Source organism: Bradyrhizobium valentinum, from assembly GCF_001440405.1.
In the GTDB taxonomy this organism is placed as follows: domain Bacteria; phylum Pseudomonadota; class Alphaproteobacteria; order Rhizobiales; family Xanthobacteraceae; genus Bradyrhizobium; species Bradyrhizobium valentinum.
Genome location: NZ_LLXX01000001.1, coordinates 1 through 9,587, shown reverse-complemented (window position 1 = coordinate 9,587; position 9,587 = coordinate 1). Strand labels below are relative to the sequence as shown.

At 60.4% G+C, this 9,587-nt stretch carries 10 protein-coding genes and 2 pseudogenes; 6 read left to right on the top strand and 6 right to left on the bottom strand.

What is annotated here, in order from left to right; all coding sequences use genetic code 11:
• Positions 1-492, top strand: a pseudogene (locus CP49_RS46625) (MFS transporter); the annotation flags it as partial.
• A gap of 158 nt (positions 493-650) precedes the next feature.
• On the opposite strand, the gene CP49_RS45670 reads toward CP49_RS46625, so the two are convergent.
• The 4 genes and pseudogenes from CP49_RS45670 to CP49_RS00045 form a co-directional block, all read right to left on the bottom strand.
• Positions 651-965: a hypothetical protein gene (locus CP49_RS45670; RefSeq protein WP_057848268.1), complete on the bottom strand. Its 315-nt coding sequence runs from the start codon at positions 963-965 to the stop codon at positions 651-653.
• 866 nt (positions 966-1,831) lie between these two features.
• Complete coding sequence (locus tag CP49_RS00055; RefSeq protein ID WP_057848267.1) at positions 1,832-2,272, bottom strand: ester cyclase; 441 nt, start codon at positions 2,270-2,272, stop codon at positions 1,832-1,834.
• A gap of 105 nt (positions 2,273-2,377) precedes the next feature.
• A pseudogene (gene wrbA / locus CP49_RS00050) lies at positions 2,378-2,967 on the bottom strand (NAD(P)H:quinone oxidoreductase); the annotation flags it as partial.
• A 57-nt stretch (positions 2,968-3,024) separates the two neighbouring features.
• Positions 3,025-3,597, bottom strand: coding sequence for an NADPH-dependent F420 reductase (locus CP49_RS00045; RefSeq protein WP_057848266.1), 573 nt, complete (start codon positions 3,595-3,597; stop codon positions 3,025-3,027).
• Between the two features lie 106 nt (positions 3,598-3,703).
• Here CP49_RS00045 and CP49_RS00040 point away from each other — a divergent pair, with 106 nt between their 5' ends.
• The 3 genes from CP49_RS00040 to CP49_RS46820 all read left to right on the top strand — a co-directional run bounded on the left by CP49_RS00040 (position 3,704) and on the right by CP49_RS46820 (position 6,645).
• Positions 3,704-4,669, top strand: a complete 966-nt coding sequence (locus tag CP49_RS00040; protein WP_057848305.1) for a LysR family transcriptional regulator — start codon at positions 3,704-3,706, stop codon at positions 4,667-4,669.
• Between the two features lie 297 nt (positions 4,670-4,966).
• Positions 4,967-5,683, top strand: a complete 717-nt coding sequence (locus CP49_RS00035; protein ID WP_057848265.1) for a DUF1614 domain-containing protein — start codon at positions 4,967-4,969, stop codon at positions 5,681-5,683.
• A gap of 749 nt (positions 5,684-6,432) precedes the next feature.
• The gene (locus CP49_RS46820; RefSeq protein WP_057848263.1) at positions 6,433-6,645 is read left to right on the top strand and encodes a PRC-barrel domain-containing protein; all 213 of its coding nucleotides are present in this window, start codon (positions 6,433-6,435) and stop codon (positions 6,643-6,645) included.
• 311 nt (positions 6,646-6,956) lie between these two features.
• On the opposite strand, the gene CP49_RS00020 is transcribed toward CP49_RS46820, so the two are convergent.
• Together CP49_RS00020 and CP49_RS00010 are read right to left on the bottom strand one after the other, a co-directional pair.
• Positions 6,957-7,184 carry a hypothetical protein gene (locus CP49_RS00020; RefSeq protein WP_245310418.1) on the bottom strand — a complete coding sequence of 76 codons (228 nt, stop codon included), beginning with the start codon at positions 7,182-7,184 and terminating at the stop codon, positions 6,957-6,959.
• 402 nt (positions 7,185-7,586) lie between these two features.
• Positions 7,587-7,886 carry a hypothetical protein gene (locus CP49_RS00010; RefSeq protein ID WP_057848260.1) on the bottom strand — a complete coding sequence of 100 codons (300 nt, stop codon included), beginning with the start codon at positions 7,884-7,886 and terminating at the stop codon, positions 7,587-7,589.
• A gap of 527 nt (positions 7,887-8,413) precedes the next feature.
• On the opposite strand from CP49_RS00010, the gene CP49_RS44170 reads away from it, so the two are divergent.
• A complete protein-coding gene (locus CP49_RS44170) occupies positions 8,414-8,629 on the top strand; it encodes a hypothetical protein (protein ID WP_156437885.1) in 216 nt (71 codons plus the stop codon).
• Between the two features lie 210 nt (positions 8,630-8,839).
• Positions 8,840-9,587, top strand: a 748-nt coding sequence (locus tag CP49_RS00005; RefSeq protein ID WP_156437883.1) for an aminotransferase class III-fold pyridoxal phosphate-dependent enzyme, incomplete at its 3' end; no start/stop codon positions are given.

Here is a 9,587-nt window from a genome sequence, read left to right as displayed (position 1 = left end):
CCGGCGGCCGCGACGGTCTTCTGCTGGGGTCTGCTGGCGTTCGCCCTCATCTCCCCGTTGCAGATGCGCGTCGTCAACGAGGCAACGCAGGCGCCCAATCTCGCCTCTACCCGCAATCAGGGTGCATTCAACCTTGGCAACGCGGCAGGCGCCTGGGTCGGCGGTCTCGCCCTGACCCACGGTCTGGCCTATCGCGAGTTGCCATGGATCGGCGTGGCTCTGGCCGCTGTCGCGTTCACGCTCAGCCTTCGCTCCCATCGGCTCGACGTAAAGGCGTCCGTCGCCGGCGCGCCGGAAGGCGCGCGATCACTGTCGAGAGCACATCGTTGGGCAGCGATTCCCACTTGCGGGAGCTCCAGCTTTTCACCTGTCCCACTGCAGATTCGATTTCAGCAGCTGTTAGCTACGAGATTCCAAATCAGGCTACATTTGCAACAGTGGACGCGCGCTTCGGCCGCGCCGCGCGCGCCCCGCGAACAACTCGTTCACTGAATTTAATTTTAATCAGGCGTGGCTCGCGGAGAGTTGAGTAACGGATTCGTCGAAGCTGGTAGCGATTCTCCAAATGATTCCCACATCCAAAGCCCAGTCCTGGTTGGGAGCATTATCTCTGACGGAGAATGGTTATGTTGCGTAAGATAGTGATCGCGTTACTGGCAGTTGCGTCCATTGGCTTGGTTTCGCCAACGATGGCGTTGGCTCGCGGTGGTAGTGGTGGTGGTGGAGGAGGAGGTGGCGGCGGTGGCCATGGGGGCGGTATGGCCGGCGGTGGCTTTGGCGGCGGCGGTTTTCACGGCGGCGGCATGGGCGGCGGCGGTGGCGGTTTCCACGATGGCGGCTTTAGTGGTGGCGCCTTCGGAGGAGGCGGTTTCCATGGCGGCGGCATCGCCGGCGGATTCCATGGTGGCGGCGGTTTCCACGGAGGTGGATTTCGTGGTGGTGAATTCCGCGGCCGTGGTTCTCATGATCGCGGCTTCGGGCGACGTTTCGGCTTCGGCTTCTACCCGTACGACTACTATGACGACTACGCTTACGACTATCCGTATGGCTATTATCCGTATGTCTCCAGCGATTCATACGCTGACAACGGCAGTTGCTATGTGGTCCAGCGGCGCGTGCACACTAAGCATGGCTGGCGCCTGCAACCCCGTCAGGTGTGCGGTTGATGGACTGTCCTAGATCGGTGTTGATCGCGATCTGGAACACTCAGCTGACAGGTTGAGGATCGGTGGCCGCGAGATAACCTCGGGGCGAGAGAGCGCTGAGGTTATCTCTCCTGGATGCCGTACTCGTGACTGCACTGCAGATCAAATACGTCCCCGAGGCCTCGGCCACTCGAAGTCGCGGCGCTTGGCTAACCGGTTGCGCGGCGGAACCATCCGAGCCGGATACCTTAGAGTGGAGGCTCCCTCATGAGTAACGAGCGGGATAGCCACCGTACCGCCGTCGTACGTTGTGGTGATAATCGCAATACTCGCAGCATTCGTCACCACGCTTGAGCGGATCGACACAAGGACGGCTAGCAACGAGACTCCGCCCGATGCGACAGGCCTCGCCAAGCCGCGCCCGCCACTGGACGGTGCATCAGGCCAGCCGGTGTTAGGCAACTGAGTGGCTACATATCCTGCCGGCCGGCGTACCTGCATGCCTCTTGGACCGGCACCCGACGACGTTGTGCAACGCTCTGAATCGAGTTGTCGTTCTTGACCCATTAGAGAACAGTATCGGCACGAAGCGGAATACCGATGAAGGCGCAAGTGAGCGACGCAGACGCCGCTTGACGCGATGCAACTACCGACGCAGCTCCCCGCTCTTAGGCTGCTTGGCGACTCTATTCCTTCGGGAACGCCGGTAGCGCGCCAAGCTGTTGCATGACGGAAAACAAATTTGCAACGCCCCAATGCTCAGTGATCTTGCCGTTCTGGACACGCATGGCATCGACCGTCTCGAACTGGATCTTCCGGTCCGTTGCCGGAATGCCGAGAAAGGAGCCTTTGTGGGTGCCGTGGTATGTCTTGAACGTCGTGACCACATCGCCGTCAGCGGTCTGCCAGTGGATGGTGGCATGAAAGTCGGGAAATGCCGCCCGTAACGCGTGATAAAGCTTGCGTGCTCCGTTTTTGTCCGGCGTTCCACCGGGCTGCGGTGTATGATCGACAAAGTCGTCGGCAAAGAGCTGTTCGAAAAGGTCGAAGTTGCCTTTGCTCTGGACCTCGTCTGTATTGCGACGAACGACCGCCTTTGCGGCCTCGCTGACGCCATTTCCTGACATGTGAGTGCTCTTTCCTTGCCGCTGAAGAATCTACATCGATGATTCGAGGCCGGTGTCCGCCATCACCAAATCGGTGAGGGCGCCCGACGCGGTTGCCTGTTCTCGACCAAAAAGCTTGTTCGCCGTCCTGGCGACCAGCTCGCCCTGGTGACGTGCGCCCGCCAGTTCGATCTTGGAGGGTTGGCGTGAACCATCGCCGCCGGCGATGGTTGTCGCTCCATACGGGGCGCCGCCGACGATCTCGTTCAAGGTCATCTGCCCCTGGTGGCTATATGGAAGTCCGACGATGGTCATACCGAAGTGCAGCAAGTTGGTGATGATCGAGAACAGGGTCGTTTCCTGGCCGCCGTGTTGGGTCGCGGTTGACGCAAAAGCCGCGCCGACCTTGCCGTTGAGAGCGCCGCGCGCCCACAGCCCACCCGCCTGATCGAGGAAGGCAGCCATCTGCGATGACATGCGTCCGAAACGCGTGCCGGTCCCGACGATGATCGCGTCGTAGTCGGCGAGTTCGGTCACCTCTGCAACAGGCGCTTCTTGGTCCAGTTTGAAGTGAGCGCTCCTGGCGATCGCTTCAGGGACTGTTTCGGGAACGCGCTTGATGTCGACCTGCGCGCCTGCGCTGCGCGCGCCGTCGGCGATGGCTTGAGCCATCTGTGGCCATACGAGGAGTAGTAGAGAACGAGAACTTTGCTCATTGGGAAGCTCCAATTGAATTGTTTGCCGTTGCGAATGTCGAGGGGAGGGTTGAGCGATCAGTCGTGGCTGGTTAGGTCGTGGACCATCAGCGCGCCGCCGAACTGCGCGGACTTGCCCTCGTTGAGGGATCCGAGTGCGTTCGCGAGAGCCGCGACTTCGGCGTTGGCCAGGCTGTTGTTGCCGGAGAGGAACATGACGCGCCGTCCATGATCGTCTGGAACTTGCGCAAGCACGGCCGCCGGCAAGGTATTGAAGCCCTTCACCACGCGAGCGCCAGGCGCAGCCTCGGCCACGATCTCCGTCGAGAGGCGGCCACCAAGATCCTTGGGTAGAAATTCGGGAAACTTGATCGCATTTGTGGCATCGACCACGATCCGGTTGTCCCACGCTGCAGCCTGGCGGACGGCATCGGGCACGCGGTCAAACGGCACCGCCAGCATGACGAGGTCCGCCTTCAGGGCGTCTTGTGTCGACGTTGCCTCGACGTTGTTGCCCAGCGTGGCGGTCAGGTCGGAAAGGGATTCGCGGCCCCGCGTATTCGCAATCTTGACCTTGATGTTCTTGCGCGAGAATTGCTGCGCGAGCGCGGTCCCGATAGCGCCTGCGCCAATGATTGAATAGCTCGTCACCGTCGTTACTCCCTCAGTTGATTGGTCGGCCTGCAACCAAAACTAAGGGGACTTACCGTTCGAGAAAACTGGTATAATATCGACCAAAATGTTCGAGAGAATAGATATGAGCTCCGAGCCAGGCACGCCAACATTGGATCAGCTGAGGGTCTTCCTTACCGTTGTTGAAACAGGAAGCTTTGCTGCTGCAGCACGAAAGCTCAACCGAGCGACTTCGGTCGTCAGCTACGCGATCGCCAACCTCGAAGCGCAGCTAGGGGTCTCCTTATTCGATCGAGAGTCGACGCGGAAACCTCAGCTGACCGATTCCGGACGAACGGTTTTGGCCGACGCACGCACAATATATGGCGGGGTCGACGGTCTTAGAGCGAAGGTGAAAGGGCTCCTTCAAGGGCTGGAGTCGGAAGTTCACCTCGCGCTGGATGTCATGTTGCCAGCCTCGCGCATCGTCGATGCGCTCAAGTCGTTTCGTGCAGAATTCCCAACGGTCGGGCTCCGGCTCCACATGGAAGCTCTGGGCGGGGTGACGCAACTCGTTCTTGATGGAACCGCTGGTATCGGCGTGAGCGGGCCGCTCCCGGGTGACGCGGGGGTTGCGGGCATCGAGCGAATAGGCGTTGGCAACGTTGTGCTCATTCCCGTCGCGGCGCCTGACCATCCGCTCGCAAGAGGACGCAATCGTCCGGGCGCCGGACGCGAACATATTCAATTGGTGCTGACCGATCGATCGCCGCTCACCGGCAAGATCGACTTTGCCGTGGTCAGCCCCCGCACCTGGAGATTGGCGGATTTGGGGTCCAAGCACATATTGCTGAAGGAAGGAATCGGGTGGGGCAACATGCCGGGGCCGATGGTGGAAGACGATATCAAAGCAGGCCGCCTTGTTCAGCTTGATCTGCCGGACGCAAAAGGCGGCGTCTACAGTCTTGAAGCAATATATCGTTCCGATACGCTGCCAGGGCCGGCGGCGACATGGCTTATCGAGCGCTTCAAATCACAGGCCGAAAGTCGCAAGGGCAGTGCGAAAGCTGCCCCGCGAACAGCGAGGATCAGGTCTGAGCGTGACTCCTAGCAGGATGTTTAAGGATTGCTCCGCTCGCGCAAGACTGACGCGGACTAAGCCCTTGCGAGTGTCCCAAATGGCGCGCGTTAGTGCACGCGAGGTGCCAAATCAGGGCCGTAGGTGTTGCCGCGATCAATTCCAACGCAGAACATTGTGAAGTGACAGAACCCAGGGCGATCCTACCTAAACAATGGCCCTACAGCGTCTTTGCCCCGGTCACCCACCTTGCCCCCGTGCTGGCTTGGCGTGACGTGTAGCGGCCACCTAGCGCCGTCCCTGCCCGAACCAAATCAAGCCAGCGATCTCATGGATGATCCCCAGGTTCACTATTTGCCGCTGACGCCGGGATTTTTTTCGGTCCTGGTTTTTTTGGCATTGGCGCTGGTCATCCTGATCCAACTCCGTATCCTTAGATATGCCTATATGCGGCTCGGGGTAGGTCCGGGGGTCGCACTCCTTCTCCTATTCGGCTCATTGATCGGAAGCTACTTCAATCTTCCAATCACCGTGCTGCCAGGTCCGCCGGTCAGATCGGGGCAAATCGTCGACTTCTTCGGCATGCGCTATGTGGTGCCATTCGTGGTTTCGCCCAGCACCATTTTGGCTGTGAATGTCGGCGGTGCGGTGATTCCGACATTGATGTCCGCCTATCTCGTGCTTCGCTACCAGCTCTGGCTCAGGGCAGCGATCGCTGTCGCCGTAATCGCCTTCATTGTTCATTCCACGGCGACGCCAGTGGCTGGTATTGGCATTGCCGTGCCGGTCTTTGTGCCGGTCGTGGCCATGGCAATCCTTGCCCTCGTCCTTTCCCGCGAATATGCAGCGCCGCTGGCTTATGTCGGCGGATCCATGGGAACGCTAATCGGCGCCGATATTCTCAATCTGGACAAGATCGGCAGCCTTGGCGCGCCGATCGCTTCCATCGGTGGCGCAGGGACATTTGACGGCATATTCCTGACTGGCATTTTGGCGGTGCTGCTCGCAGGCCTTGCCTCGCCATCGCGGCCGCGGCCGGCGTCGTAGGCGAACGGATGCGTGAAAATGGCAGCTCAACGCCGACACAGGCGCGCCCCAATTTTTTTGCAGGTCGGGCCAGCCGCCGCAGGTGCCGAGGCGCCGGAGTCGTCCGGCGGTGATGGGATCGCGAACCTCGCCGAGCGGGGAGGTGGTGAACTTCCACCGCGGATCGAGCCGGCGCCGGATCACGTTGACGAGGAATGCCTGCAAGGCGAATTCGGTCGGCGCCGGCGGCGCAATTCCCCTTTGCCGGCGCGACTGGAATAGATGCAGCTGCCGCGCCTCGGCCGGCATCCGGGATTTGGCCTTCATGGCTACCAGGTCGTTCCGGTCACCGCCGCGACCGCACTGGTCCGGCGCAGCATCCAGTCGCAGTCAGGGTGCGCATGCCGATGCACGCGGTCTGCCACAGGCGACTGGGGTCGGCGCGGCGATCACCGCCGGCGAACTTGGCGGGCCGATCGCGGCTGGCGTACTGTCCATGTGGGGGTGAAAGGCCAACCGATCGCAAGCCAGAAAAGTGCGTCGTCTCGGTTCATCGTAGGTAAGCGCTGCTTTGCCCGATGCCGATCGACGCGGCGTCGATCGTCGCGCGTCAGCATGAAGCGCGAGCGACATACCCTCAATGACGCGATCTGCGCCGGTGCCGTTGTTAGCGCGGGTTCCATTGACACCCGTTTGCCGTACGCGGGTCACGACTTGCGCATCTTCAAATGCAAACACCGTTCCCTCTCAAACTCTGATTCCGGGTCACTATGCCAACTGTGAAACTCCGTGCGGCCACTATCCTCGGCGAGTACGAGCAAGCCCAGACAGAGCTTGTCGGCAAGGCCGTGATCCTATCCGACGGAAAGGCCGGGACGGTCGAGAGCGTTTGGCTAGACGAAATGCACGGACTGCGAATTTTTATCAGAGGCCACGATGGGAAGTGGCCTATCTGCACCATCAAATTCATGCAGCCGGACTGAAATCGGATTTTGGGCTGCGGCGAGCGGCTTAGGTACGACCGAGACGATCCCGCGCGTCGGTCCCACCGCCGCTAACGTGGCTAGCCGGACTAGCGCCGACAGCATCCTTTGCATCGCAAATCGCTTCTGGGACCTCATGCCTCTCAGGCGAGATCAGAAGTTGTTTGCGCATTGCGGCGAGGCGGGCACGGCAGTATTCGCGGTAGAGGAGGTCGAAATATGGCGGGCATGATCCAACCTCGCTGTTTGAGTTGATCTGCACCATCAGCTCTAAGCTATCATTTATCTCGGGGTCCAAGATGTGAACTGGATCACAGCCTGTCCCTCTTGAGTTTCCTCCGCCCCCAATGCCGTTCCTTTCGCGCCGGATTGAACTTCCGAACATGGTGACGGTTCAACGCCCACATGAGGCCAATCCGGGCGAACATCGTGGGGCCGCCGAGATCGGCGACCAGCATCAGCGCGGACTCCGCCTTCGGCAGCTCGGTGATGTAGGTCGCGGCGTCGCGCAGGGTGACGAGCTTGCGCCCGTTCGGCAACGCGATCGGCTCGTCAAACTCACGGCTCCACGCTGAACTACGCTAGGCTGAACTACGCTCTGACATCTCTCGCCCGGAATATCCAACCCGAGGCGGCTGGGGTGGGGCAAGGGGGTACGCGAAAGCCGAAGCTATCTGGTCAGGTGCTCCAGCATGGCCTCACAGGCCTTCTCGGCTTCGGTGAACGTCTTGAAGGGTGAGCCGCCCACCCTGATGGCAGGCTTGTTGATATCGATGGGGCGCCAAGAAGCTACAAACCCAGGCTTCCCATGAAGTCGAGGACCATTGCTGCTCTCGTTACTGATCACGAACGAGAAGCCGCGCTCGCTCTCGCTCCATATCTCTAACTCCTCTGTAGGAGGACCAAGGCGGCTAAAGTGCAGGCCCATTCTTGCCCGCCGCTTAGTCGCAGACGCGCTCCCTGCGCGTGATCCTGCGCCCGTCGTCCCGTTCAATCGTGGTAGTCTCCATGCGGCAGCGCTGTCGTGGGCCTATGGTGACACCGCCTGGACCGACACCAACAGTGGCGTTGGAGTCGTACCCGCGACGTTCCCTATAGTAGTAGCCGGGGTCGCGGTCCTCGAAGTGCCGCCCGGTCTGCATATCGACTTGGGCCATCTTGATGCCTTGGGCCTTGGCCGGAGTGGCGAGCGGAGTAGTCGTCAGCACCGCTGCCGCCACGACAAAAGCGATTTTCATCATGGGGAGTCCTCCTTGGACTGGAAGAGGTTTAACGGGCACGAACACTCAGGGTTCCACTGGCATGGCGGGAAGTGGGGCCGGCGCGTGCCTCTGCCGGGGAATGTGGCACGCCGAGCCCCGCAGAACTTGGACCGGATTCGCGCATCCCCTATAGTGACTTTCTTACACCGCGTTGTCAGTGTTCTGTCCGCATGTATTCGCTGCGCTCAGAGACTAACCGCAAGTCAGGATCGGCACTCAATGAAAGGGACGTTTCCATAGTCCGGACCGGGCTTCCTTGAGGGCGCTCCGCTGCGAGGACCCAGGCAATCATGCCAAGCGCGAACACGGCCGCCGCTAAAGTCCAAGGATTCCGCACCACGGCATCCTCCTTTTGGCGATTGAACGGCCTAGACCGCCATTAAAAATGCGCCGGGACCGCCGGCGCGGAATTTAAACGCGATCGTTTGGCTTGCAGTTCCATTTAACCGAGGATCACCAACAGAGCAGCTCCGACCACGGTTGCCAGCCACACAAGCGACACCACTGTGAAAAACCTATCGCGTGCCATGGAGCCGAATAAGATCCGGCCAGCTATTGATATAGATCATGCTTACGTTGAAGCCGTGAACGCGGCCGTTCGTCGTGAAGCTGCGTCGATCTCTTCGGATGCGATCGAGCGCTGGTCACAACGGGCGCTGGCAAAAGCCGATCGTATCGATCCGGTATGTGGGGATTCTGACGAGCGGGCCAATTTTTTATAGCGATATCAAATGCCTATATGGATAGAAGGCGGGAGGGACGTCCGCTAGGTCGTTTCTGTCCAGCCCGATAGGTAGTACCGTTTGGCGACACCCAATGCGTCCGCAAGCAAAATGCCTGTGGTAACTTGATGATGATCATCGGGCTTTCGCAGGCTGGAAAATGGCGATGGCCCACTGACTGCCAGTTCGCTCCAACTGGAGTGACAAAACATGGATCCATCGGTCACTGATTTCATCGCGAGGGAAGCGCGCTTTGGCGCCCAGAACTACGAACCGCTCGGCGTCGTTCTGTCGCGCGGCGAGGGCGTCTTTGTTTGGGATACGCAGGGCCATCGCTACCTCGATTGCCTCTCCGCTTATTCCGCGGTGAATCAGGGCCACTGCCATCCGAAGATCTTGGCCGCGATGGTGGAGCAGGCGGGCCGGCTGACGCTGACGTCGCGCGCCTTTCACAACGACCAGCTGGCCCTCTTTTACGAAGAGATCGCGGCGCTGACCGGCTCCCACAAGGTGCTGCCGATGAACAGCGGCGCCGAAGCGGTGGAGAGTGCGATAAAGTCGGTGCGCAAATGGGGCTATGAGGTGAAGGGAGTGCCGGACGGGCAGGCCGAAATCATCGTCTGCGCCGATAATTTTCACGGCCGCACCCTTGGCATCATCGGCTTCAGCACCGACCCGGCGGCACGTGACCATTTCGGACCGTTCGCGGCGGGCTTCAAGATCATCGCCTTCGGCGATGCCACGGCGCTGAAAAAGGCAATCACGCCCAACACGGTCGCCTTTTTGGTCGAACCGATCCAGGGAGAAGCTGGCGTCGTCATCCCGCCGTCAGGTTACTTTACAGATGTGCGCGAACTCTGCGCCGCGCACGACGTGATGCTGATTCTGGATGAGATCCAGATCGGGCTCGGCCGCACCGGCAAGCTGCTCGCGGAACAGCACGAGGGCATCGAGGCGG